This is a genomic window from Bacillus sp. GbtcB14 (assembly GCF_019091205.1).
Lineage (GTDB): Bacteria > Bacillota > Bacilli > Bacillales > Bacillaceae_G > Bacillus_A > Bacillus_A cereus_AG.
In genome coordinates this window covers 905,959-929,437 of record NZ_JAGXJT010000001.1, presented here as the reverse complement: position 1 = coordinate 929,437, position 23,479 = coordinate 905,959, and the positions used below count along the sequence as shown (strand labels likewise).

Here is a 23,479-nt window from a genome sequence, read left to right as displayed (position 1 = left end):
TCAGTAGTATGCAAGAGGTTATAAGAAATAAACCAGTACCCCCCTTCTCATTTAAATTTTAAATACGAATTGTTGATTGCTCATATAAACAGTTTTATGAAGAATGCTCCACAATTTCCAATTGTGATATTCTTTCCACGTTTGAATTGTTTGTAACCATTTTTTATATACTTTTTTCGTATTCTTTTTACTTTCTTCCATGGAAGCAACAAGAATACGCAGTTTTGTTGTAATTTGGTTTTTTAATAATAATATAATCTCTTTTGGTAATTGTTCTTGCAATTCTAATCCACGTCTTGCGATCGTGAATGCGGCTGCTTCATGAACGCTAATACCGAAATTTTTACTGTATTTTAATTTTCCAATCACACTTGTATAAGCGGAGTTTACTGTTTTAACAGAAAATCCGTTACGAAGAGACATACGAATTAAATTGTTCAACATCTTTTTATACGTAAATTGATGGAAATTACGATTACTGTATGTATCAGTATCATGAGATTGTTGAAACTTTAAATCTTCTAAAACAATTCCCCCTACATTGTTTGCCAATAACCATGTTTTAATTTGTTGTACAATTTGTCCAATTATCGTTGTGCGTTTGTTTGTTGAAAACGTATTCAGATTGTGTAGATAAAAAATTTTTGACCCTTTAAAATTACCTTGTTTTGTACATAAACTAACTGCAATGCGGTCCGGATTTACATCAATTCCTGCAATTACATCTGATTGTGATATTTCCTTGAAATCTAGTACACGACCTATTTCTGTTTCATCAAACGTAATATTTACATAAAATTCATTTTGTTTACGAATGATTTCTACACTATATTTTTGATGCTCTATAATCGGTTTTCCTTTTGGATTTACACCGATTTGCTTTCCCATAACGACATTTGTGATTTGATGATAAAAATGATATGGAATGATAATCGGAACTTTGATTCGTGGGCTTTTTGTTTTTCCATTTGTTCGTCCTAATGGATTTGCAATTTCTAACCATCCTTGCCCACAGTCATCAACTGTAATGCGCATGTTCAAATTCCCTTTTTTGCTTTTATCTCCACGAGAATATAATTGTCGTGTCCGCAAATCTTTCCATTCTTGATTGGATATCTTGTTTTTCATTCTTTCATAGAAATTTTTCCGCCCACCAAAAATAATAGGAGGTAATGTTTTATTTTTAATATGTTTTGCATACATTTCAATTTTTTGTTCTAATTTTTGTTTTCGTTTTCTTAAGCCAATTAAACAAGTTTCTAATGCAACTTGTTTAGGTCTTTTTTTGCCGCGTTCATAATCATCTATTTTTTGTAACGTCTTTTCTAACTTTTTTTGATTGTTTTCTAGGTAAACAGGAAGAAGTTCTTTTTGAGAGAAAAGGATCGTTTGCGCTTGTAAAATCGCATCTTCACAAAAACGTTTATTTAACAAATATTTAGGTTGTAGTTTTTTTATCAATTCTTTCTCGTTTTCGCCCTCAATCAAACGATTAAAACTATATCGTTTTGCACTTTCGAACGTACGGATCAAAGTAATTAAATCTTCCGTTTGTTCTTTTGTAATAGAATTGATTTTACAAGTACGTGTTGTTTTCATCCTTCCCCCCTTTTCATCACCTGAAAATATTATAGGTTGAATTCTGTAAAATATAAAACCTGTAATTGTAAATTTTTATAGTTTTTTATAGATTCTCATTTACTGTTATTACCTCCTTACGAAACTATCATTTAACTTTTCTACCATCTAGTATTCAATATTTCTGCTTTATTATATCTTTTTTCTTTCTATATAAACAAAAAACAATACTTATTTCAAAGTATTGTTTTTGTTTAAAAGCCTATGCAATTACTCTATAGATTTTTATTTTTTTAATTTCACTCTTTGCAGTCGTAATGCATTTAATACAACGGATACAGAACTAAATGCCATCGCGGCTCCAGCAACCCAAGGTGCTAAGAAACCGAACGCTGCAATCGGGATGCCTAAGCCGTTATAAGCTAGTGCCCAGAATAAATTTTGCTTAATATTTCTTATCGTCATCTTGCTCATAAAGATTGCATCAGCAATACTATTTAAATCACCACGGATTAACGTAATGTCCGCCGCTTCCATCGCTACATCCGTTCCCGTTCCAATTGCCATACCGATATCCGCCGTAGCAAGTGCAGGAGCATCATTTATTCCATCACCAACCATTGCTACTTTCTTACCTTGCGCTTGGAGTTTTTTCACTTCTTCTGCTTTTCCTTCTGGTAATACTTCTGCAATTACGTGATCAATACCAACTTGCTTAGCAATTGCCTGAGCAGTTTGTGTATTATCTCCTGTAATCATAACAACGTCTAGACCCATTTTCTTAAGTCTTGCTATAGCTGCTTTTGAAGTATCTTTTACAGTATCCGCAACGGCAACTATTCCAGCATACTCCTTATCTATTGCTATTAACATTGCTGTTTTTCCTTCTCGTTCTAGCGCTTCCATCGATTTAGAAACTTCTTCAATATCAATATCGAATTTCTTCATTAATCGACGTGTACCAATTAATAATTGTTTCCCTTCTACAACTGATTCGATGCCGAATCCCGGAATTGCTTCAAATGTTTCTGAACTTGGGATATCAATTTTCTTTTCTTTAATTCCCTCTACAATCGCTTCTGCAAGTGGATGTTCAGAATTTTTTTCTGCCGCACCTACTAGACGTAGCATTTCTTCTTCGTGGAATTCATCTGCTACAATTACATCTGTTAACACCGGCTTCCCATTTGTCACAGTACCTGTTTTATCTAGAATAACTGTATCTAATCGATGCGTTGCTTCTAAATGCTCCCCGCCTTTAAATAAAATGCCATACTCAGCCGATCTTCCTGATCCCGCCATAATAGATGTAGGTGTCGCAAGACCTAATGCACACGGACATGCGATAACAAGTACGGCTATCATTTTTTCAAGTGCTCCACCAAAATCACCAGGTGTAACAAATAGCATCCACACTGCAAATGTGATAATAGCAATCACAACTACAACCGGTACGAAAATACCTGAAATTTGATCCGCTACCCTTTGAATAGGCGCTTTTGAACCTTGAGCCTCTTCTACTACTTTAATGATTTGAGCTAATGCAGTATCTCTGCCTACTTTAGTTGCTTTCACTTTTAAAAATCCATTTTTATTCATTGTAGAGCCGATTACTACATCCCCAATTGTTTTATCAACTGGAATACTCTCGCCTGTCAACATCGATTCATCTATCGCTGACTTTCCTTCTACAATTTCCCCATCTACCGGGATTTTTTCACCAGGCTTTACATAAACGATATCACCAGCTACTACTTCTTCGATTAAAATTTTTATTTCTGTTCCATCTCGCACAACTGTAGCTGTCTTTGCTTGTAAACCCATCAACTTTTTAATTGCTTCTGATGAACGTCCCTTTGCTTTTGCTTCAAATAATTTACCTAAAATAATTAGTGTAATAAGTACCGCGCTCGTTTCAAAATATAAATCTGTCATATGTTCCGAAGAACCGATAGATTGAATACTTAAATATACACTATAGAAATAAGCAGCCGATGTTCCAAGTGCCACGAGAACATCCATATTGGCACTTTTATTTCGTAACGCTTTATAAGCTCCAACATAAAACTGCCCACCAATGATAAACTGAACTGGAGTTGCAAGAGCTAGCTGTACCCAAGGATTCATAAGCATATCAGGTAAATAAATAAACGATGTAAATGAGAAATGACTTACCATTGCCCACAATAACGGGAATGATAAAATAAATGAAATGATAAATTTCTTCTTTTGTCGCTCAATTTCTTGTAAGCGATGATCAGTTGATCCGTCTTGCTCATCTGATTTCACTTCCAATTTATATCCTAATTTTGTAATTGCACTCTTCATTTCATTTACATGAATTTCATCAGGATTAAAATCTACTGTAGCCGATTCCAAAGCGAAATTTACTGTCGCCCCGTTCACACCTTCTAACTTATTTAAACGCTTTTCTACTCTATTGGCACATGCTGCGCATGTCATCCCAGAAACAGTAAACTCAGCTTTATCACTTACAATTCCATATCCTAACGATTCAACTTTTTCCTTAAACTGTTGCGGGTTTGTTTTTTGGGGATCATACATTATTTTTGTTTTTTCAAGTGCAAAATTTACATTTGCATCATGAACACCTTCTACTTTTTTCAAGCCTTTTTCAATTCTATTTGCACATGCCGCACATGTCATTCCTGATATTTGAAGATTGGCCTCTTTCTGTTCATTCATGTCTCTCACCTCTATATACCCTCATAAGGTATAATTATTAACAAAATAAATCGTACTTCCTATAAAGTACGATTTATTTCCATATCTAAAAATAATTATTGAACATCGTACCCTTGATCTTCAATTACAGCAACGATATCTTTTAACGTTACAACTGATGAATCAATCGTAACTTCAACAGTACCTTCTGCTAATTGAACTTTCACTTGCTCAACACCGTTTAGTTCTTTCACACTGCTTTCAATAGAATTTACACAATGTCCACAAGACATACCTTCAACTTGTAATGTTAACTGTTCCATTTAAAATCCTCCTCTTGTTTCTTCATTGTTTGTTAATCACAACTACATCTTACCATACCCCCCTAAGGTAATCAATGGTTTTATATCATGATTTTTCAATTATTTTCTAAAAGTTTATTTTACACACACTTTTGCACACCAAAACCCGATATAAAGGTAAACAAAAAAACAAGCCAGTTATATACTAGCTTGTTTTTACGCTTTTGAAAAACGTTCAAATACTGTCATCAATTCTTCAATTGCTTCGTCACCATTACCATTTTTAATAGCTCCTGAAACACAATGACTTGTATGGTTTTTTAATACACCCATTCCAACTTTTTTCATCGCTGCATTAATCGCTGAAATTTGTACTAAAATATCCACACAATAACGATCATTTTCAATCATATTTTGAATACCGCGGACTTGTCCTTCAATTCTCTTTAATCTATTTATAATCTGTTCTTTTTCTTTTTCTGATCTATGTGTTACTGCTTCATGCTCTTTATGATCCATATTATCACCTTCTTAAAGTTTCTCTTCATCCAATAAAACAATTGCTTTTACGAGTATACCAATTATAGCATTAATTATCTATGTATGATACCCCATATGAGTATATTTCCACTCTATGCTTATTCTTAACAACTTATTAGCTTCTCAGACTCAATTATTATAATACCCTTGCCTTTTTTCAAAAAACAATAATAAAAGTCTCAATTTACACACGTGTAAATTGAGACTTTTTTCTTCCTATATATAATTATTGCTGATCACATACTTTTGTGTCATTCACTACTGAAGTTCCTTCAACGGTTACCGTATGAAAACAGTCATTTACACGAACTGTCACAACATTATCTTGCCGATCAATAATGTGATATTCATTAAAATTTTTATTTAGAGCACTGCGAATTTGTTCTCCTTCATAAATTGGAATGCCATGTGATAAAACCCAAATAAGCCCAGCGATAGCAAGAATAGTTTTCATACGATCTACCTCCTTGAGAATATAGTGAACTTTTCATCCATGCTTTTTCAGCTCTACAAATCATGATTGGAATGAAACAAGCCTTTTTGGAAATAAGTTCATTTCGTCTATTTTATGTTTATGCTAATTGTGACCGATTTGTGACAACTTTTTGTCTCTTTAGACGAAAAGTTGAAACAAAACTTTCAAAAAGGACAATTCTACTTGCACAAACAAAAGGCTATGGAGAATTTCCCCATAGCCTTTTGTTTGCATTTTATTAGACAATCATTTCATTATGTTTAACGTTAAGTGTTTCAATTTGAATTGTAGCATGTTCAATATGGAACTCTTTTTTTAGCATATCAATAATATTTTGCAGTACTTCTTGATCATCCTGTTTTTTATCGATCATTACATGGACACTTAATGCATCTAATCCAGACGTAATTGTCCAAATATGAAGGTCATGTAAATCACCTACACCTTCTACTCCTTTAATCGCTTGCTTCACTTTCTCTAGTTCAATTGCAACTGGTGTACCCTCCATAAGTATATGAATGGAGTGTTTTGTTACTCCCCACGCGCTCTTTAAAATTAATAAAGCTACAACTACTGAGATAATTGGATCTGCAATATACCATGAAAATAATGACATAAGTGCACCAGCTACTAATGCCCCCACTGATCCTAAAGCATCCCCAAGAACATGTAAATACGCGCTACGTAAATTCACATTATTTTTCACGTCACCTTGTCTCATGAGTGCCCATGCACTAATTAAATTTGCTAGTAAACCAATTGATGCGATTAACATCATTGGACCACTTGCTACAGTTGGTGGTTCAAAAAAACGACCAATTGCTTCCCATACGATAAGCCCTGCTACAACAAATAACGTAATACCATTAATTGATGCCGCTAAAATCTCAAAACGATAATATCCATACGTTTTTGTAGAAGTAACCGTTCTAGCTGCAAGTCCGATTGCAATTAAACTTAATAATAATGAACTTGTATCACTTAACATATGTCCTGAATCGGATAATAAGGCTAAACTATTTGTAACTAGTCCCCCGAAAAATTCAAGGAACATAATAGTTGCTGTAATTACTAATGCTGTAATTAATCCTTTTCTATTTCCTTTCCTACTTTCCTCAAAATGATGATGTCCATGAGAATGCCCGTGAGCATGTCCATGATGTTGGTGACCGTGATGATGTCCCATATAAATGCCTCCTTTTAATTTTGTTTTGTCTTTCATAATTCCTCTATTGAATTTTTACTTTCTTTATAAATGGTTCTTTTCTTACTTGAATTGCACTTGTTGGACAACTGTCACTTGCCGCCAACATGGCTTTCAAGAAAGTTTTTGGGATTCCCATTATTCCTTGATTATTATCTAATACACCAAATGATTTTCCTCTTCCATCTAATTGATATATATCAGGTGCTATAGAAGTACATAATCCACATGACTCACAATTCTTTTTATTTACAACCGTATAATGTAGCAATTCAACTCACCTCCGTCACACAAATACAATACTACGGTAGGGTATTTACAAGTGTTTATTTCATACAAATTTCCCTATTTAAATAATAATGGCCTATCGGTTTTAAATTGTTATCCAATTCATAAACCAATGGTGTTCCTGTTGGAATGTTTACATTTTCTATATCTTCATCTGAAATTTTATCTAAATGTTTTACTAAAGCACGTATTGTATTTCCATGGGCTGCAATAATTACTTGTTTACCAGTTTTTATATTAGGAGCTATCTCTTCATTCCAATATGAAACAACTCGTTTCTCTGTATCTTCTAGATCTTCTGTAAGAGGAAACTCATACTCTTTTACATCTCTATATTTCGGATGTGCTGCTTCATATCTTTCGTCATCTTTTGTAAGTGCTGGTGGGCGTGCATTTGTTGAACGTCTCCATAAAGTTACTTGTTCATCACCGTATTTTCTCGCTGTTTCTTCCTTATTTAATCCTTGAAGTGCACCGTAATGACGCTCATTTAATTTCCATGTTTTATGAACAGGTATCCACATTAAATCCATTTCTTCGAGAGTAATCCATAAAGTACGCATCGCTCTTCTCAAAACAGATGTATATGCTACATCAAATGAGAAACCATTTGCTTTCAGCATTACTCCAGCTTCTCTTGCTTCTTCCAAACCTTTACTAGATAAATCGACATCCGTCCAACCTGTAAACCTATTTTCAACATTCCATTCACTTTGTCCGTGTCGTATTAAAACTAGCTTTACCATACTTATTATCTCCTCTCCTTTTAAAGTTGCATTTTCATAAAGAAGTATCTTTATGAAAATGCGTAATTACATATCAACTTCTTTATTCTTCATTTCACTACTATGACTAAACGCTAATTCAATTAATCCATTTACGTGAGAGTCATCTAATGAATAAAAAACAAGTTTCCCCTCTTTACGCTTTTTCGCTAATCCTATCGTTTGTAATAGTCTTAAGTGATGTGATGCTGTTGCAATACTACTATGAATAATACTTGCGACATCACGTACGCAAAGCTCTTTTTCCGTATACAACGCATAAGCAATTTTCAAACGTGTTTCATCTGCAAGTGCCTTAAACATTTTTGCTACACTACTTATATTTTCTTTCTCTAGCATATCACTTGCATGTTTTACTTTTTGCTCATCATGATAACAAAGTTCACAATGTTCTTCCTTCATATGTAACACCTCTTATTCAAATATATATTTGATTATGTATGTAGTATACCGTATAAACGAGAAACATTCAAATGTTTATTTGAATGTTTCTCGTTTATATTAAAATTCCACTGATTATTAGCCCACAGCTACTGATCTTATGAGCTTCCCGACTGTTAATACCGGATAAATTAAACTATTTTCCTTTTAATATTCCCCCTTTGAAAAACAAACCTTATAAAAAAGCTCCCATATAAGTTCGTTTCTAGTGCATACTCCAACCTTTTCAAAAATTGACTTAAAATGATCCTGAACTGTATATGTAGAAATGCACAATTCTTTTGCCACTTCTTTCGTTGACATCCCTCTAACAATTCCTACTATCACTTCTTTCTCTCTTTGAGACAAATTATAAAAATCTGCAAGAAGAGGAAAAGCTTTTTCTGGCCGTGCTCTTTCGAACAAAACCCTATATCCTGTATGACAACTACTGTAACTTTCTAACCTACTTGCACGAATAACCCAAAATTGTCCACACGTTAAACTTATACAAACTGTTGCTTCTTTATTAGTTTCATTTGCTTTTACTTGCGAACAAACTGCACGTATCGGCCTCGGTATGTCATCTTCATTTAATTGTTCATACTTTCTAAAATTTGATAACCATATGTATCCTGTTTCATCCCAATAATTTAGTTTAAGATTTTCATTTAATATAATCATACCCATTCCTACTAGTTCTATTTGTTCTTCTGAACGGATTATAAAGGATGTTCTTAAAGTATCTCCTGCCAATAAACCCACCTTCGATAAATACTTACATTCATCATGCTGAAAGGGTATTTTTGTATTATCTCGAAACAAACTTAAGTGTCCAAAACATTTTCTTTTACTCATACAAACCACTCTTACTTCATCTATAAAACCGGCTGGCTTTAAAACATTTCGATACCTAGCGCTTTTTATCGGATTATCATTTGTGACAATACGTATCGCGCCAACATGAGGGGCCTTTCGTGCTAAATCTTTAAATTTGTTGTAATCATCCTCTAAAAATTCATTCATAAATAACTGCGGATGCAGTTGTTCAATTCTTTGATCTGTACATGCTCCGGTTGATAAAAATGTACGCGGGTCTATCGCGGTGAAACAGGAAGCATCAAAAGGAATTACTTTTTTTAATATATTTAAAAACTCTTTTTGAAATTGTCTAGTTGAACTCTCGCTTTTCATTAACACTGTTATTTCTTTCGTTGCTTGTTCATAAATCATCTTGATTCCCCCCAGATTTATGGGATTGTTTCCTCTAACCATTTCATTTCATAATAAAGTGAAACTTTATTATAAAAGAGGAGGCTAAAAAATGAGCTGGAATGATTGTACTGTACATACGTATGAACGAACAATTCCGTTGAAAATCCCTGGATATTTTACCCTTTATGACATGATGAATCATTTTCTACTTACTACATTCCCTAAAGAAAATATGAATCCAAATTTACTAGTTATAGGTGCTGGTGGTGGACAAGAGATTCTCTCAATCAGTAAACAAAATAGCAACTTATCTTTTACAGGTGTCGATCCATCTGAAAGCATGCTACAGTTAGCTAAAAAAAGAATTAAAAACGAAGGCATACAAAATCATGTTCACCTTGTACATGGAACTATCCATACATTATTACCAAATCAATTATTTGACGCTGCCACCTGTATGCTTGTCCTGCACTTCGTCCCAACTATTAAGGAGAAAAAAGAACTTATTAATGAAATTAGTAGTTATCTAAAGCCTGGTGCTCCATTCTTTCTCTCTTCAATAAATGGTATACCCCATACAAGTATGTTTTCTGCACAATTACATGCTTGGCGCAATCATATGATACAAAATCAAATTCCATTAAAAGATTGGGACCGATTTGAAAATTCTTTTGAAACAGAAATATTTCCTATTTCCGAAAATAATCTACTAACTATTATGGAGGAATGTGGCTTTACTCAAATCACTCGCTTTTTCACTAGCTTTTTAATTGATGGATACGTTGCGTGTAAGCGATAATGAAAAAAGGTAAGCAATTGCTTACCTTTTCCCTCTTCTATACGTGACTAATAAACCTTAACCCTTTACTTAAAGAAGTCGGCACAACAGATGCATGATTCTCCCCTTCAGCCTCATAAAACGTAAATTTAAACTGGTCGTGTTTTACTTGGAGAAGCCGCTCTGACAATTCGTTTGCCCCTACAACCATATGCTCTCGTTCTAGTGACCCAACTGTAAGGAACACTCCCGTTTCAAACTTGGCACTATTTAATTCACTTATAAGATTCTCTTCTTTTGCAAGCACAGATTGGTTATTCCACCAAATAGATGGACTACTAATAAAATAATTTTGAAAGGCATTTACGTTTGTAAATAGTATATGTAAAGCAAATAAACCACCTAACGAATGCCCAAATAACGTTTGCTTTCCTTTATCAATCTCAAAATCATTTTCGATTTGAGGCTTCAGTTCTTCTTCTATAAAAGTAAAGAAGTTATGTGCTCCTCCTGTTTTAGGCCACGGTTTACCGTCTGGTTTTAAAGGCGCATCTTTTGAAATTACGCTAGGTGTAAAATCATAACATCTTTCTTCACCTGAAAATGCCCCTTCAATACGATAACCAATACCTACTATAATTGCTGGTGAAACACCTGTTTTTTCTGCTCTAACTGATTGTATTTTAACCGCTTCATGGAATGTTTGAAAAAAAGCATTGCCATCTAATACGTATATAACAGGATAGCCTGACTCTGGTGCTGGCTGCCTCGGCTTTGAAATGTGAATTTGATATTCCTTATCTTCTAGTTTTGAATACATTTTCCACTGCTCTGTATTAAATGTTATAATCTGCTGTTTTTCAATAGTAGTATTCATCCTATATCCCCCCTCTTAACTCGTTACATATATTTCAACTTTCTCTTCTTGAGATACAACGCTATCGTATCCAAAGCAAACAGGAGATCCGTTATATGGATCAATCATGACACGCGCATCAATATGAAATACTTCTTTTAACACTTCATTTGTAATGATTTCTTCTGGGCTACCAGTTGTAACGATTTCCCCTTCCTTCATTGCAATAATCTCATCTGAAAACCTTGCTGCATGGTTAATATCATGTAGTACCATTACGACCGTACAATTATGTTCTTTATTTAACTTCTCCACAATTTGTAATACATCTAATTGATGAGACATATCAAGATATGTCGTTGGTTCATCTAGTAGTAACACTTCTGTCTCTTGTGCTAAAGCCATCGCTAGCCATACCTTTTGTCGTTGACCACCTGATAGATTTGCAATTTGTCTCGTTCGAAATTCAGAAGTTTTCGTTATATCTAGTGCCCAATCAATCATCTCTTTATCTTTTGAAGTTAACTTATTTACGTTATTTCGATGTGGATAGCGTCCATAAGAAATTAACTCTTCTACTTTAAGCTCTCCTGGCGCAATTGGAGTTTGCGGAAGTAAAGCTAACTGCTTCGCAATTTCTTTCGTTGGAATTGTATTTAAATCCTGTCCTTGTAAATATACTTTACCGCTCTTTTGCTTTAAGATTCTTCCCATTGTTTTTAACAATGTCGATTTACCGCACCCGTTTGGCCCTATAATTGTCGTTACTTTTCCTTCTTGTATTTCCACATTTAAATTGCGAAACACTGTAAGCTTTTCATAACTCGTTTCTAAATTTTTTGCACTTAAAATACTCACTTTTATTCCTCCTCTTACGCTTTCGCCTTATAAAGTAAATATAAGAAATACGGTACACCGACAATAGAAATAACGATTCCAACTGGTAACTCTACAGGTGTGAAAACTGTTTTTGCAATAAAGTCTGAAGCAATTACAAGAAACATTCCGATTACTCCGCACGTAGGAATGATATATTTATGCTGAATACCAACAAGCCTTTTCGCTATGTGCGGTGCCATTAATCCAATGAAACCAATACTTCCTGAAACTGCGACACATGCGCTCACAAGTCCGATACTACTTAGTAGTAAAATAGATTTCTCTCTTTCTACTGAAACACCTAAACTTGTAATACTCGTTTCTTCCAGTTGAAATAAATCTAATAAATAAGCTTTCTTTTGTATAAGTGGAATTAATATGATGAGCCACGGCAACATAGCGACAATATACTTCCAGTTTGCGCTATATATGCTTCCAGACACCCAAACTGCAGCCATTTCGAAATCAGTTGACTTCATTTTGAGTGATAAGTACATAGAAAATGCTCCAAATCCTGATCCAATTGCAATCCCTGTTAATAAAAGACGTTGCGAGTCTAGCTTACCGTTTTTCCAAGAAAACAGATAAATGATGATAGCTGCACCTAATCCGCCGACTAAACCAAACATTGGCATCATCATAATAGACATCCAATCTGTGCTCTTTAATTGCCCTTGAAAGAAAAACATAAAAATGACGATCGCTGTTCCGGCCCCAGCATTCACTCCTAAAATACCTGGGTCCGCCAATCCATTTCTCGTAATCCCTTGAATAACAGCACCTGCAACGCCGAGGCCTAATCCTACTAACCCAGCAATTACGATGCGTGGAAGACGAAAATCAAAGATAACTAGATCATGTTCTGGTACTGGATCAATTCTAAAAAGTGTTTTAAATACATCCGTAATCGTAATATCAAACGTACCGTTCGTTAAACTAATATAAATAGCACCAAAAATTAAAAATATAATAATCCCCATTGTCATTCCGAAACGTTGACTTGAACTTTTAGGCATGTCTCTCTCCTCCTCTTGTACGGATTAAATAAAGGAAGAAAGGAATTCCAATTAAGGAGGTAACGACGCCAATTGGTGTTTCAAATGGATAGTTTACAAATCTACTTAAAACATCACATAACGCTAAGAACACTCCGCCAATAACACCTGCACATGGCAAAATCCACTTATAATCTACCCCAATTATAAAGCGAGTAATGTGCGGAATAATTAAACCTACAAAACCTACTTTCCCGACTAAAGCAACTGCTGTTCCTGTTAAAAAAATAACAGATAAAATTGCCATCGCTTTAACTAGTTTTGTACGTTGCCCTAGATTAATAGAAACCTCTTCTCCTAAAGAAAGAATTGTAATAGACTTCGATATTAATAATGCTAAAGCTATCCCAATTATCCCAAAAGGTATCGTAATTTTAATTACAGTAGGGTCCACTTGATCTAACTTTGCATTAAACCAAAAACTAACGTTTTGAGAAATTTGGAAATACGAAGCCATCGCAGCAGATAGACTACTTAAAAATGTTCCAATAACTGTTCCGATAATTGCTAACCTAACAGGGGATAAACCATTTTGAAGGAGCGAACCAAAACCAAACACGATACCTGCTCCTAATGCAGAACCAATCATTGAACATAAAACCATACCGATTGATGACATCCCCGGAAGAAAAATCATACAAAGTGTAATAACAAAAGCTGCCCCATCCGTCACACCCATAATAGAAGGGGATGCAAGATAGTTTCTTGTCATCCCCTGCATAAGTGCTCCTGATATGGCTAGAAATGCTCCGACTAAAAGAGCTGCAACTACCCTTGGTAAACGTGAAGTAATAATAATATTATGATTTACATTGCTTGAATCAAAATGAAATAATGCGTTCCACACTGTTTCAGCATCAATACTTTTTGCCCCATACAAAATAGAAAGTATAACTGTAAATAAAATGAGTATGGGTGCTATACATAATATAGTTACTGGTACTGCATTTGTTTTCTGCATATCATTCAACGCACCTTACTTATTGTATTATTTAGATAAATTTTTCACTGCTTCTTTTAAGAATGCTGTTTTACTCCAAGCTGTACCACCTTGCGCCATTGGATCTACAACGTTTACAAATACTTTCTTTTCTTTCGCAGCATTCATACTTTGCCAAATTGGATTCTTTTCAATGTCTTCTAACACTTTCGGTTTATTATTTTCACTTGCCTCATATTGTAAGAAGATATAATCAGGATTAACTTCAGCTAATTTTTCTAAAGAAATCTTTTCTTGTGCTTTTACCGTTTTAAGTTGTTCTGGAGCAGTTAGTCCAAGATCTTTATAAATTACAGGGTTGAAGTATACTCCTTCTGGGTATAGGAATAAGTCATTTGCTCTTAGTCTAATGACAAGAACTTTTTTGTCTTTTAACTTATCTCCTAGTTTTGCTTTTGCCTTTTCAGCGTCCGTATTGTAATCTTTAATAATCTTTTCTGCTTTATCTTTTTTACCAGTTAATTCTCCCATTAACTTTAAGTTATCTTCCCAATTTGTTGAAACATGTGATACTGGGAATGTAGGAGCTACTTTCGTAAACTTTTCAGCTGTTTCTGCTGGGAATTTCGTACTTGATGTAATAACGTCTGGTTTTAATTGAAGTAATGTTTCGAAATTTGGTTCCATTTTCTCACCAACAGATTTCGCACCTTCTAAATCTTTCTCTAGATACTTCGGTAATTTACCACCAACAGTAATGGCACCTACTGGCTTAATACCAAGTACCGCTGCATCTTCCATTGACTCTAAACTAGCTGTCGCAATTTTATCTACTTTTGCTGGTACTGTATATTCTTTACCTAAATATGTAATTTTTCGTTTTTCGTCTTTTTTCGTTTCCGTAGCTTTTGTCTGCTGCTTCTGCTCACCTGAAGTCTTATCTGCACTATTACATGCTGCTAGTCCTACACTTAAAACTGTAACCATCCCTAATGTAAATAACTTCTTGTTCATCTTTATATATCTCCTCTCGAATTTTCAAATTACATTCTCAATAAAATTTAACTATATGAAACTTATCTTACATATATATTTCATTAGATTAATAATCCTATCCAGAACTCATTCTCGTTCACTTCCCCTAAACTATAATTCTTTTACACCTCATCCATTGATAACTCTTTTCATTGATAATGATTATCGTTACTAAGTATATATTTAATATGCAATTATTTCAAGAAAGATTTGAAAAATTTTAACAAACTGAATAAAAAAAGAAGTATCCGCCTACTATCAGGGAGATACTTCTCTTTTTAGAAATTTATATGCAATTCAACTGGGCAATGGTCTGATCCCATTATTTCACTATTAATTTTCGCCTCTATTATTTGGTCTTTCATTCTTTCGGAAACAACAAAATAATCTAAACGCCATCCAATATTTTTGGCTCTCGCTCCCATACGATACGACCACCACGAATATGCACCTTCCTGATCAGGATACAGATAACGATACGTATCGATAAATCCTTCTTCTAAAATACATGTAAATTTCTCTCGTTCCTCATCAGAGAAACCAGGGTTTTTACGATTACTTTTTGGATTTTTCAAATCGATTTCTTTATGAGCAACGTTTAAATCTCCGCAAAAAATAACTGTTTTTTTCTCATCTAACTGCTTAATATAAGCCCGGAAATCATCTTCCCATTTCATTCTGTAATCTAATCGTTCTAATCCTCGTTTTGAGTTTGGTGTATATAACGTTATCATGTAATAATCTTCGAACTCTAAAGTAATCATTCGGCCTTCTTGATCATGCTCTTCAATTTCTAAACCGTATGTAACAGCAATTGGTTCTTTTTTCGTAAATATCGCCGTTCCTGAATAACCTTTTTTCACAGCATAATTCCAATATGTATAATATCCCTCTAGATTTAAATCGATTTGTCCATCTTGTAATTTAATCTCTTGTAAACAAAATATATCTGCATTGGATTCCTCGAGATATTCTAAAAATCCACCTTTTGCGATAACTGCACGTAAACCATTTACATTCCACGAAATTAACCTCATTTATAGCCCTCCTCTTGATGTTTATTTCCAAATTTCATGCTATCACAAAATAGAAAAACAATCATATTTTCACCTTTGTAATCTTGCTCTTACATTTGTGAATACATACATACGCACTTTATTCAGGTTATACTAATTTCAGAGGTGATGTTCTTTGCACAATGAAGGGATAACGTTAACAAATGAGCATTGGCAAGCAATTATTCATAATGATTCTTCCTATGATAGCAAATTCTTTTATGCTGTGAAATCAACCAGAATCTTTTGCCGACCATCATGCAAATCAAGAATACCAAATAGAAACAATGTACAAATTTTTCATCATGCAGAGCAAGCACTAAGTGAAAACTTTCGCCCTTGCAAACGTTGTAAGCCCAATGGGATAACTTTACCTAATGAAGAGTGGATAGAACAAATTAAAGATTATATCGAAAAACACTTTGACGAATTATTGACTCTCGACATACTTGCAGAAATGTGCCATGGTAGCCCATTTCATTTACAACGCACTTTTAAAAAAATGACAGGAATAAGTCCAATGGAATATATACTACAGTTCAGGATTGTTAAAGCGGCAGAACACCTTTTACACACAAATCAATCCATTAAAGAAATTAGTACTGCTGTCGGGATAGAAAACCCAGAGTATTTCGCAACTTTATTTAAAAAGAAAACCGGATTTACTCCTACTGAATATCGAAAAAAGAACGAAATGAAAGAAGGATAAAATAATGAATTCCTACAAAAATAAATTTATATATTGGACGCTACTTACACATAAGAATTGGCATTTTCATATTGCTGCAACTGAAAATGGACTATGCTTCATTGGATCACAAGATGAAGAATTTGAAGAACTAAATATATGGGCTAGAAAGAAATTGCCACAACATATATTGACATGTAATCCAAATTATCTACAATCATATACGAAAGAAGTTATCGAGTATTTAGAAAGTAAACGAGAAACTTTTACATTCCCTATCGATGCTTACGGAACTGACTTTCAATTATCTGTTTGGAATACGGTACGTGAAATTCCTTATGGTGAAACATATTCTTATTCAAAAATTGCCGAAAAAATTCAAAAACCTACAGCTGTACGTGCTGTTGCTACTGCTATTGCTGCCAATCCTCTTCTCATTACAATTCCTTGCCATCGTGTTATTGGAAAGAATGGTAAACTAACCGGCTTTAGAGGTGGATTAGAAATGAAGAAAGAATTGCTTACATTAGAAAAATCGCAGGTAGAATGCATATGACAGCAGAATATACTAGCGCATTAACTTTAGAAGTTCCAACAGAATTTAGTTTCCAAGAAAATTCACGCTATCTATCACGTTCTAACAATGAATGTATGTTCCACATTGAAGATAACAAAATTTATAAAGTTATCCCTGTTCAGGGTGTGAATCCTTTAGTTGAAATTAGTATGAATACGGATGGTAATATTCAAATACATTTTTTAGAAGAATTCTATACATCTGAAAAATCGATATGCGAAGCTGTAGCTAACTATGTGAAAGAGTGGTTTGATTTAACTACTGATTTAGCTCCTTTTTATACATTAGCTAAACATGATGTACTCCTTCAAGGACCAATTGAACAATATTATGGTCTTCGTACTTTAGGTATTCCAGACTTATTTGAAGCACTTTCCTGGGGAATTATCGGTCAGCAAATTAATCTCACATACGCTTATACGCTAAAAAGAAGATTAGTCGAGACATTTGGAAATTATGTAGAATGGAACGATAGAAAACATTGGATATTTCCTTCTCCTGAAACGATTGCCAATTTACATGTAGAGGATCTCAAAAACTTAAAAATGACGACTAGAAAGTGTGAATATTTAATCGGTATTGCAAAGCTTATTACAGAAGGAAAACTATCAAAAGAATCTTTACTACAAACACAAGATGTAAAGATTGCTGAAAAACAATTAACTGCTATACATGGTATAGGACCTTGGACTGCGAACTATGTTTTAATGCGCTGTTTACGATTCCCTTCAGCTTTCCCAATTGACGATGTTGGCTTGCATAATGCAATTAAATGTATAACCGGTTCCGAAAGTAAACCGACTAAACATGAAATAAAAGATTTTGCGGCAAATTGGATCAACTGGGAGTCTTACGCAACTTTTTATTTGTGGCGAGTATTATACTAAAAAACCAAGTAGCACATCTGCACTACTTGGTTCTTTTTTAAGCTTGTTCTTCGAATCGTCTTGCGATTTCTACAATAACTTGAACAGCTTTTTCCATCGTATCTACCGAAACATACTCAAATTTACCGTGATAGTTTTCACCACCAGTGAAAATATTCGGAGTTGGTAATCCCATATACGATAATTGTGATCCGTCTGTTCCACCGCGAATCGGATGAATGTTTGGCTCGATATTTAAACTTTTCATCGCTTCATATGCAATATCAACAATTTCTCTCACTGGTTCAATTTTTTCAAGCATGTTATAGTATTGATCATTCATTTCTAAAACGACTGCATCTTGTCCATACTTCTCTTGCATTTGCTTCACAATATTTTCAACGTTATGTTTACGCGATTCAAAATTTTCACGATCAAAATCTCGAATAATATAATACGCTTTACTTTGCTCTACATCACCATTTAAAGAAAGTAAATGGTAAAATCCTTCATAACCCTCTGTATATTCCGGTGCATCTTCTACTGGTAAATGTCCATTAAATTCCATAGCAAGTTTAGTTGCGTTACGCATTTTATTTTTCGCTGTTCCAGGATGTGTATTCGTTCCGTTAAACGTTAACTTAGCACCTGCAGCATTAAAGCTTTCGTACTCTAAACCACCTAACGGACCTCCATCCATCGTATAAGCAAATGATGCACCAAACGCTTCTACATCAAAATGCGCTGGTCCACGGCCAATTTCTTCATCCGGCGTAAATGCCACTCTAATTTGCCCATGCTTAATTTGCGGATTATGTATTAAATAATTCATTGCAACCATAATTTCTGTAAGACCAGCTTTATCATCTGCTCCAAGAAGTGTCGTACCATCCGTTGTAATAATTGTATGCCCTTTATAAGATGGTAACTCTGGGAACTGTTCTGGTGTTAACACAACATTTAGCTCTTCATTTAATGTGATTGCATTCCCATCAAAGTTTTCATGAATTTGTGGTTTTACGTTTTTCCCTGTAAAATCTGTTGCCGTATCTAAATGTGCTAAAAAGCCGATTACAGGAACATCCTTATCCGTGTTAGCAGGAAGGGTTGCCATTACATAACCGTTATCGTCCATCGTTACTTCTGTTAACCCAATTTCTTTTAGCTCTTCCACTAATAACTTTCCAAACTCAATTTGCCCAGGTGTTGTTGGTACTGTATGACTTTCTTCATTTGATTGTGTATCAATTTTTACATATCTCGTAAATCTTTCAATAAGTTCTTGTTTCAAACTCGTTCACTCCCTTTTTTTCTTCTTTCTCTATTATAATCCTTAAAACAAAATATTTTAACTTTTTTGACTGTGGATACGTATATTTCATTTTAATAATTTCAAACAAAACCTAAAAGACATAATATTTGTACATTAAAACCCTAACATGTAACATACATAATTATATAATATAGGAGGTATGAAAGATGAGGCTAACCCTCTTTCGCTATTTTCTTTTTTTCTTAGGATTAATTTTCTTTGGCCTTGGAAATGCTCTTGCAGTCAAAGTTAAATTTCTCGGCTTGCACCCTTGGGAAGTTTTAAATATGGCCCTCTACCAGAAATTTGGATGGACCATTGGTACATGGAGTGTCATATGCGGATTATGTCTTGTTCTCATTTCTTTACTAGTAGATCGAAAATATATAAATGTAGGTACATTTTTAAATGCACTACTTATCGGTCCTATTATGGATTTTTTCTTACAATCAAATATTCTTCCAAACGCTTCTCATTATTTATGGATTAACTTACTCATTTTATTTGCTGGTATTACCATTACAGGTATCGGGGGAGGTATGTATGTTGCGGCTGGGATTGGTGCTGGACCTCGTGATGGATTCATGCTTACTATTTCCGACAAAACAGGACTATCTATTAGCCGTGCGCGAATCATTGTAGAATGCATTGTACTAGTTATTGGATTTATGCTCGGTGGTCCTGTTTTTATCGTAACTTTTCTATACACTTTTATTCAAAGTCCAATCTTTCAGCAATCATTTAAGATGTTTCAAACACTTTTACATACTTTACATAACAAAAAGAAAATTAGTGAGCATATTTAAAGTACAACTTAATACAAATAAATTCACCCTATTTACGATTCTCACCGCAAATAGGGTGTTTCTTTTTTCATCTCACAATTTAAGAATATATACTACTCATTCACAATAAAAGTATATACATCATCATAAACACAACCATTTACTCTAATCACATACTTCCCAGGGTTATTAAAACTAATTGTATATTTGTTTAGCTGAATTGCTTCTTTATCTCCCAAAAGAACATCTATGCTTCTACCACTTAATAAATAAAACTCATTTAGATTCATGGTTACATCAATTGCATTGAAATTTTCACCTTCCACTTGCTTTGATTCCGCAGCGCTTACACTTGGTTCTAAAAACAGTAGCCCACTTAATCCAATCGTTCCCGCTAAAGCTACTCCCGCAAACTTTTTAATCTTTTTCATCACAATGTCCTCCTTATAGATTTTGTGTAAAGGCGATTTCCCCCTTTACACCACAAAGCCTATATGTAATGTAATGAAATGTAAACGAGGACAGTACGACAAAATACTACATCTTTTTCTCCAATTGAATATAAATCCATCGTTTGGAATTTTGACACATTTAAAATTGTTTCCCTAAACCAATTTCCACATAATTTATTCAAATACTGAATAATTACTTATTGATTTAACATTCTAAAAATAGTTGATAAAAATGCTTTCTATTCAAATAAGAAGATTTTACTATGAAATCCATGCAACCAATTTTATTCCGCTTTCCATAATCTCTCTACATTCATGAATTGTTCTTCTTTAAACTCCATCTTATATATATCTGGTTTTGACGTATTCATTAAAAATTCAAAACCATATTGTTTATCGAAATAGTTCATCATTAATGTCATGACAAGCCCATGTGTACCAATTACAATTTTTTGTCCTTGAAAATCCATTAATATTTCTTTTAACACTTTCACTACCCGTCTCTGACAATCCTTATATGACTCCCCTTCTGTTCGTGCAAAATCCGGATTTGCGAACATCTTCTTTACAAGTGGGTACACCTCTTTATCTGATATAATCTGACCCTCACTTGAAAACATACACTCTTTGAGATTTTCATATACTACTATTTCTTTTTCATAGAAATTCGCTGACTCCTCTATCGTTAACATAGCCCGATTATAGGGACTGGAAATAAAAGTATCAATCCTCTCCGCTTTTAATATATCATTTACCCTACGGGCATCCATATGTCCTTTCTCAGTTAACCCGCGCATTCTTTCATTTCCTTCTAATTTTGGTGATTCACCATGCCTAACCATATAAATATATGTGCTCATAATTCCTCCTTGTAAATATTCATTCGTCTTTTATAAACTTTGATGATTTGTTCGTCTAATCCATTCTCCTACTAAACTCTCGAATAATTCAGGCTGTTCAATTTGCAAATTATGCCCTGCCATATCTAACACCGCTAATGTCGCTCTTGGATAATCATCAATAATTCCTATAATATCTTGATAACCTACCGATATATCTTGTCTTCCGGCTAATAGAAGAACGGGTTTCTCGTATTTCTTATGATGAAAATCCATAGTAAGAGAGTAATTCTTTTGCAACCTTTCAATAAATTCATAATTAGCAATAGCTAGTCCTGGCTTAATTTCCTCTTTAAATCTCCTATATGTATATTCATTCGCGACCACTGCTAACTCGCAAAACTCTTCTCTATCAGTAGAAGTTAGTGTATTTAAAAACTCCCTATCTTGTACAATTACCTGTTTATCTGGTAAACGTCTTTCTTTTTGCTGGGCTACAACAACAGGACATACTAATAATAATCCATTCACTCTCTCAAACATCTTTGAAAGTACCCCTCTAGCTAAATATCCGCCGAAAGACTCTCCTACTAGTAAAAAATCTTTCCTTGGAATGATTTCTTCAATAAATGTATTTAACACTTCTAATATATGATTTGAACTATTTAGCCAATCTGGAGCGTTCGACTTTCCCATACCAGGTAAATCAATATATATTCGTTGATAACCTTCATATTTCTGAAATACCGATTCCATACATTTCATCATTAACCTATGGTCAGGAGCACATCCATGTATAATAAGGACCGGTTTACCCTCTCCAACAATTTCATAATATATTTGTGTATCTTTAATTCGCCATAACATAAAAAGTCCTCCCTATTTATACATTCCTTTTGAATAGAAACAGTAGCAAACTTATAAGAATACACGTTCTCAATTTACATTCTTTTATAATTAGTTGTCAAATGAAAATTTTCAGATTATAAAGACGAAAAAGCTTTCCCCTATATTACATAGAAGAAAGCGGATTTATTTTTACCCTATCCTAATTTGAAACCTTGTTCTTATTAATTTCGTTATTCTTTATTCTTCGATTTTCATTAACACAATTCTCCAACCATCTGGATCCTCTATCGTTATCCCCTTGTCTTTCCAGTATGGGTTTTCAGGTTCGGCCTCATCATATCCCAATGCATGCAGCCTTTTACTCACCTTTTTCATTTCACTATCTTCACTCATATAAAATACAAGTAAATTATCTTTTGTCGGAGCTGGACAAGGACTTCCATCTATATGTCTTGTAAATTCTAAATGGTACTCTTCATCTGGGAGTCCAAACATGACCCCATCATAACCTTCATGATCGTTGAATTCACCTATACGTTTTAAACCTAATCCTTTTTCATAAAATGTTGTAACCTCTTCAAACTGATCAGTTGGACGTGCGATTCGAAACTTCACCCAATTCTTCATGCTTTTCCTCCCATACTAAAAATTTCATACTTGATTACGTATTATTGTACATACGTAACACGTTTTTGAAATCACTCGTTAGTATGAGAATAGATACATACAAAGGTCTTACTCAAAATAACCTATTACGACCAAAAACTCACCTTCAAAGAAAGCCCTTACCATTTTATATGCAATTTTGCATCTCTACTTGCAAATCACTAAAAAATCTTTAAAATTCAAAGGATGACTAAATATACAATTTCTATTTAAAATCTTGATGCAATACATATTATCAAACGCAATGTTTTTTAAATTTTAAGAAGTATTAAACTCTTCAATACTTTCCTTATAAACAAGATTTTTATAAGGAAATCTGATACAATTCTTAAGTAATATTATTATGTATAGATAT

Annotated in this window: 26 protein-coding genes; 5 read left to right on the top strand and 21 right to left on the bottom strand. The window is 33.9% G+C overall.

Annotated elements, in window-relative coordinates:
- Nucleotides 1–51: 51 nt before the first annotated feature.
- The 10 genes from KVT31_RS04890 to KVT31_RS04845 all read right to left on the bottom strand — a co-directional run bounded on the left by KVT31_RS04890 (nt 52) and on the right by KVT31_RS04845 (nt 9,510).
- On the bottom strand, nt 52–1,599 hold the full coding sequence (locus tag KVT31_RS04890; protein ID WP_088097419.1) for an IS200/IS605 family accessory protein TnpB-related protein: 1,548 nt from the start codon (nt 1,597–1,599) through the stop codon (nt 52–54).
- Nucleotides 1,600–1,863: 264 nt separating this feature from the next.
- On the bottom strand, nt 1,864–4,284 hold the full coding sequence (locus KVT31_RS04885; protein ID WP_088097420.1) for a heavy metal translocating P-type ATPase: 2,421 nt from the start codon (nt 4,282–4,284) through the stop codon (nt 1,864–1,866).
- A gap of 95 nt (nt 4,285–4,379) precedes the next feature.
- The gene (gene copZ, locus KVT31_RS04880; RefSeq protein WP_000436980.1) at nt 4,380–4,586 is read right to left on the bottom strand and encodes a copper chaperone CopZ; all 207 of its coding nucleotides are present in this window, start codon (nt 4,584–4,586) and stop codon (nt 4,380–4,382) included.
- Between the two features lie 195 nt (nt 4,587–4,781).
- Nucleotides 4,782–5,084 carry a metal-sensing transcriptional repressor gene (locus KVT31_RS04875; RefSeq protein ID WP_000349637.1) on the bottom strand — a complete coding sequence of 101 codons (303 nt, stop codon included), beginning with the start codon at nt 5,082–5,084 and terminating at the stop codon, nt 4,782–4,784.
- A 247-nt stretch (nt 5,085–5,331) separates the two neighbouring features.
- Entirely contained in the window at nt 5,332–5,559 is a 228-nt protein-coding gene (locus KVT31_RS04870) for a hypothetical protein (protein ID WP_000849103.1), read from the bottom strand.
- A 259-nt stretch (nt 5,560–5,818) separates the two neighbouring features.
- Nucleotides 5,819–6,766, bottom strand: coding sequence for a cation diffusion facilitator family transporter (locus tag KVT31_RS04865; RefSeq protein WP_088097421.1), 948 nt, complete (start codon nt 6,764–6,766; stop codon nt 5,819–5,821).
- Between the two features lie 43 nt (nt 6,767–6,809).
- Nucleotides 6,810–7,055 carry a ferredoxin gene (locus KVT31_RS04860; protein ID WP_088097422.1) on the bottom strand — a complete coding sequence of 82 codons (246 nt, stop codon included), beginning with the start codon at nt 7,053–7,055 and terminating at the stop codon, nt 6,810–6,812.
- 55 nt (nt 7,056–7,110) lie between these two features.
- Nucleotides 7,111–7,818, bottom strand: coding sequence for a 2,3-diphosphoglycerate-dependent phosphoglycerate mutase (gene gpmA / locus KVT31_RS04855; protein ID WP_088097423.1), 708 nt, complete (start codon nt 7,816–7,818; stop codon nt 7,111–7,113).
- A 66-nt stretch (nt 7,819–7,884) separates the two neighbouring features.
- Nucleotides 7,885–8,259 carry an ArsR/SmtB family transcription factor gene (locus KVT31_RS04850; RefSeq protein WP_088097424.1) on the bottom strand — a complete coding sequence of 125 codons (375 nt, stop codon included), beginning with the start codon at nt 8,257–8,259 and terminating at the stop codon, nt 7,885–7,887.
- Between the two features lie 186 nt (nt 8,260–8,445).
- Entirely contained in the window at nt 8,446–9,510 is a 1,065-nt protein-coding gene (locus KVT31_RS04845; RefSeq protein ID WP_088097425.1) for a helix-turn-helix transcriptional regulator, read from the bottom strand.
- 91 nt (nt 9,511–9,601) lie between these two features.
- Between KVT31_RS04845 and KVT31_RS04840 the strand changes: the two genes are divergently transcribed.
- The gene (locus KVT31_RS04840) at nt 9,602–10,291 is read left to right on the top strand and encodes a class I SAM-dependent methyltransferase (protein ID WP_088097426.1); all 690 of its coding nucleotides are present in this window, start codon (nt 9,602–9,604) and stop codon (nt 10,289–10,291) included.
- A 37-nt stretch (nt 10,292–10,328) separates the two neighbouring features.
- On the opposite strand, the gene KVT31_RS04835 is transcribed toward KVT31_RS04840, so the two are convergent.
- The 6 genes from KVT31_RS04835 to KVT31_RS04810 form a co-directional block, all read right to left on the bottom strand.
- The gene (locus KVT31_RS04835) at nt 10,329–11,147 is read right to left on the bottom strand and encodes an alpha/beta hydrolase (protein ID WP_088097427.1); all 819 of its coding nucleotides are present in this window, start codon (nt 11,145–11,147) and stop codon (nt 10,329–10,331) included.
- Between the two features lie 15 nt (nt 11,148–11,162).
- Entirely contained in the window at nt 11,163–11,984 is an 822-nt protein-coding gene (locus tag KVT31_RS04830; protein ID WP_088097428.1) for an ABC transporter ATP-binding protein, read from the bottom strand.
- 14 nt (nt 11,985–11,998) lie between these two features.
- On the bottom strand, nt 11,999–13,021 hold the full coding sequence (locus KVT31_RS04825; protein ID WP_061678140.1) for a FecCD family ABC transporter permease: 1,023 nt from the start codon (nt 13,019–13,021) through the stop codon (nt 11,999–12,001).
- The gene (locus KVT31_RS04820) at nt 13,014–14,021 is read right to left on the bottom strand and encodes a FecCD family ABC transporter permease (protein WP_088097429.1); all 1,008 of its coding nucleotides are present in this window, start codon (nt 14,019–14,021) and stop codon (nt 13,014–13,016) included. Before KVT31_RS04820 ends, KVT31_RS04825 begins: the two co-directional genes overlap by 8 nt.
- A 27-nt stretch (nt 14,022–14,048) precedes the next feature.
- Complete coding sequence (locus KVT31_RS04815) at nt 14,049–15,014, bottom strand: iron-hydroxamate ABC transporter substrate-binding protein (protein WP_061678142.1); 966 nt, start codon at nt 15,012–15,014, stop codon at nt 14,049–14,051.
- Between the two features lie 299 nt (nt 15,015–15,313).
- The gene (locus tag KVT31_RS04810; RefSeq protein WP_088097430.1) at nt 15,314–16,072 is read right to left on the bottom strand and encodes an exodeoxyribonuclease III; all 759 of its coding nucleotides are present in this window, start codon (nt 16,070–16,072) and stop codon (nt 15,314–15,316) included.
- 154 nt (nt 16,073–16,226) lie between these two features.
- Between KVT31_RS04810 and KVT31_RS04805 the strand changes: the two genes are divergently transcribed.
- The 3 genes from KVT31_RS04805 to KVT31_RS04795 are packed head-to-tail and all read left to right on the top strand — an operon-like array spanning nt 16,227 to nt 18,242.
- Nucleotides 16,227–16,799, top strand: coding sequence for a bifunctional transcriptional activator/DNA repair enzyme AdaA (locus tag KVT31_RS04805; RefSeq protein WP_088097431.1), 573 nt, complete (start codon nt 16,227–16,229; stop codon nt 16,797–16,799).
- A 4-nt stretch (nt 16,800–16,803) separates the two neighbouring features.
- Complete coding sequence (locus KVT31_RS04800) at nt 16,804–17,334, top strand: methylated-DNA--[protein]-cysteine S-methyltransferase (protein ID WP_088097432.1); 531 nt, start codon at nt 16,804–16,806, stop codon at nt 17,332–17,334.
- On the top strand, nt 17,331–18,242 hold the full coding sequence (locus KVT31_RS04795; protein ID WP_088097433.1) for a DNA-3-methyladenine glycosylase family protein: 912 nt from the start codon (nt 17,331–17,333) through the stop codon (nt 18,240–18,242). The genes KVT31_RS04800 and KVT31_RS04795 overlap by 4 nt, the downstream gene beginning before the upstream one ends.
- 37 nt (nt 18,243–18,279) lie before the next feature.
- On the opposite strand, the gene pepT is transcribed toward KVT31_RS04795, so the two are convergent.
- The gene (gene pepT, locus KVT31_RS04790; RefSeq protein WP_088097434.1) at nt 18,280–19,512 is read right to left on the bottom strand and encodes a peptidase T; all 1,233 of its coding nucleotides are present in this window, start codon (nt 19,510–19,512) and stop codon (nt 18,280–18,282) included.
- Nucleotides 19,513–19,700: 188 nt separating this feature from the next.
- Here pepT and KVT31_RS04785 point away from each other — a divergent pair, with 188 nt between their 5' ends.
- Nucleotides 19,701–20,339, top strand: coding sequence for a YczE/YyaS/YitT family protein (locus tag KVT31_RS04785; protein ID WP_088097435.1), 639 nt, complete (start codon nt 19,701–19,703; stop codon nt 20,337–20,339).
- 92 nt (nt 20,340–20,431) lie between these two features.
- Here the strand turns inward: KVT31_RS04785 and KVT31_RS04780 are convergent, their stop codons facing one another.
- The 4 genes from KVT31_RS04780 to KVT31_RS04765 form a co-directional block, all read right to left on the bottom strand.
- Nucleotides 20,432–20,749, bottom strand: coding sequence for a hypothetical protein (locus KVT31_RS04780; RefSeq protein WP_088097436.1), 318 nt, complete (start codon nt 20,747–20,749; stop codon nt 20,432–20,434).
- Between the two features lie 305 nt (nt 20,750–21,054).
- Nucleotides 21,055–21,630 carry a histidine phosphatase family protein gene (locus KVT31_RS04775; protein ID WP_088097437.1) on the bottom strand — a complete coding sequence of 192 codons (576 nt, stop codon included), beginning with the start codon at nt 21,628–21,630 and terminating at the stop codon, nt 21,055–21,057.
- A gap of 30 nt (nt 21,631–21,660) precedes the next feature.
- Nucleotides 21,661–22,476 carry an alpha/beta fold hydrolase gene (locus KVT31_RS04770; protein WP_088097438.1) on the bottom strand — a complete coding sequence of 272 codons (816 nt, stop codon included), beginning with the start codon at nt 22,474–22,476 and terminating at the stop codon, nt 21,661–21,663.
- A 219-nt stretch (nt 22,477–22,695) separates the two neighbouring features.
- Nucleotides 22,696–23,085: a VOC family protein gene (locus KVT31_RS04765; protein ID WP_088097439.1), complete on the bottom strand. Its 390-nt coding sequence runs from the start codon at nt 23,083–23,085 to the stop codon at nt 22,696–22,698.
- Nucleotides 23,086–23,479 lie beyond the last annotated feature (394 nt).

Excerpts from the sequence above, each read along its gene's own strand:
- KVT31_RS04815 (WP_061678142.1), bottom strand. The coding sequence starts at position 15,014 with ATGAACAAGAAGTTATTTACATTAGGGATGGTTACAGTTTTAAGTGTA.
- KVT31_RS04835 (WP_088097427.1), bottom strand. The coding sequence starts at position 11,147 with ATGAATACTACTATTGAAAAACAGCAGATTATAACATTTAATACAGAG.
- KVT31_RS04795 (WP_088097433.1), top strand. The coding sequence starts at position 17,331 with ATGACAGCAGAATATACTAGCGCATTAACTTTAGAAGTTCCAACAGAA.
- KVT31_RS04865 (WP_088097421.1), bottom strand. The coding sequence starts at position 6,766 with ATGGGACATCATCACGGTCACCAACATCATGGACATGCTCACGGGCAT.
- KVT31_RS04875 (WP_000349637.1), bottom strand. The coding sequence starts at position 5,084 with ATGGATCATAAAGAGCATGAAGCAGTAACACATAGATCAGAAAAAGAA.
- KVT31_RS04850 (WP_088097424.1), bottom strand. The coding sequence starts at position 8,259 with ATGAAGGAAGAACATTGTGAACTTTGTTATCATGATGAGCAAAAAGTA.
- KVT31_RS04870 (WP_000849103.1), bottom strand. The coding sequence starts at position 5,559 with ATGAAAACTATTCTTGCTATCGCTGGGCTTATTTGGGTTTTATCACAT.
- KVT31_RS04765 (WP_088097439.1), bottom strand. The coding sequence starts at position 23,085 with ATGAAGAATTGGGTGAAGTTTCGAATCGCACGTCCAACTGATCAGTTT.
- KVT31_RS04770 (WP_088097438.1), bottom strand. The coding sequence starts at position 22,476 with ATGTTATGGCGAATTAAAGATACACAAATATATTATGAAATTGTTGGA.
- KVT31_RS04800 (WP_088097432.1), top strand. The coding sequence starts at position 16,804 with ATGAATTCCTACAAAAATAAATTTATATATTGGACGCTACTTACACAT.
- KVT31_RS04890 (WP_088097419.1), bottom strand. The coding sequence starts at position 1,599 with ATGAAAACAACACGTACTTGTAAAATCAATTCTATTACAAAAGAACAA.
- KVT31_RS04885 (WP_088097420.1), bottom strand. The coding sequence starts at position 4,284 with ATGAATGAACAGAAAGAGGCCAATCTTCAAATATCAGGAATGACATGT.
- KVT31_RS04820 (WP_088097429.1), bottom strand. The coding sequence starts at position 14,021 with ATGCAGAAAACAAATGCAGTACCAGTAACTATATTATGTATAGCACCC.
- KVT31_RS04840 (WP_088097426.1), top strand. The coding sequence starts at position 9,602 with ATGAGCTGGAATGATTGTACTGTACATACGTATGAACGAACAATTCCG.
- KVT31_RS04785 (WP_088097435.1), top strand. The coding sequence starts at position 19,701 with ATGAGGCTAACCCTCTTTCGCTATTTTCTTTTTTTCTTAGGATTAATT.
- KVT31_RS04775 (WP_088097437.1), bottom strand. The coding sequence starts at position 21,630 with ATGAGCACATATATTTATATGGTTAGGCATGGTGAATCACCAAAATTA.
- KVT31_RS04845 (WP_088097425.1), bottom strand. The coding sequence starts at position 9,510 with ATGATTTATGAACAAGCAACGAAAGAAATAACAGTGTTAATGAAAAGC.
- gpmA (WP_088097423.1), bottom strand. The coding sequence starts at position 7,818 with ATGGTAAAGCTAGTTTTAATACGACACGGACAAAGTGAATGGAATGTT.
- KVT31_RS04780 (WP_088097436.1), bottom strand. The coding sequence starts at position 20,749 with ATGAAAAAGATTAAAAAGTTTGCGGGAGTAGCTTTAGCGGGAACGATT.
- KVT31_RS04825 (WP_061678140.1), bottom strand. The coding sequence starts at position 13,021 with ATGCCTAAAAGTTCAAGTCAACGTTTCGGAATGACAATGGGGATTATT.
- KVT31_RS04810 (WP_088097430.1), bottom strand. The coding sequence starts at position 16,072 with ATGAGGTTAATTTCGTGGAATGTAAATGGTTTACGTGCAGTTATCGCA.
- copZ (WP_000436980.1), bottom strand. The coding sequence starts at position 4,586 with ATGGAACAGTTAACATTACAAGTTGAAGGTATGTCTTGTGGACATTGT.